1 rRNA gene is annotated in these 516 nt (G+C 52.9%); it reads right to left on the bottom strand.

Features of this window, described 5'->3' with window-relative positions:
- Positions 1-516, bottom strand: a 23S ribosomal RNA gene (locus IFU39_RS32515); the annotation flags it as partial.

The following is a 516-nucleotide window of genomic DNA, read 5'->3' as shown; positions in this document are numbered from 1 at the left end:
ATCAAGCCATAGCTTCGGTGGTGTGTTTAGCCCCGTTACATTTTCGGCGCAGAGTCACTCGACCAGTGAGCTATTACGCACTCTTTCAATGGTGGCTGCTTCTAAGCCAACATCCTGGTTGTCTGTGCAACTCCACATCCTTTCCCACTTAACACACACTTGGGGACCTTAGCTGATGGTCTGGGCTGTTTCCCTTTTGACAATGGATCTTAGCACTCACTGTCTGACTCCCGGAAGTAAGTCTATGGCATTCGGAGTTTGACTGAGCTTGGTAACCCTTGCGGGCCCCGCACCCAATCAGTGCTCTACCTCCACGACTCTGTTTTCCGAGGCTAGCCCTAAAGCTATTTCGGGGAGAACCAGCTATCTCCGAGTTCGATTGGAATTTCTCCGCTACCCCCACCTCATCCCCGCATTTTTCAACATGCGTGGGTTCGGGCCTCCAGTGCGTGTTACCGCACCTTCACCCTGGACAGGGGTAGATCACCCGGTTTCGGGTCTACGTCCACGTACTAT

Source organism: Paenibacillus sp. CFBP 13594, from assembly GCF_014842675.1.
GTDB lineage: Bacteria > Bacillota > Bacilli > Paenibacillales > Paenibacillaceae > Paenibacillus > Paenibacillus amylolyticus_B.
The sequence above is the reverse complement of the archived record's forward strand: the minus strand, read 5'-3'. Positions and strand labels throughout refer to the sequence as shown.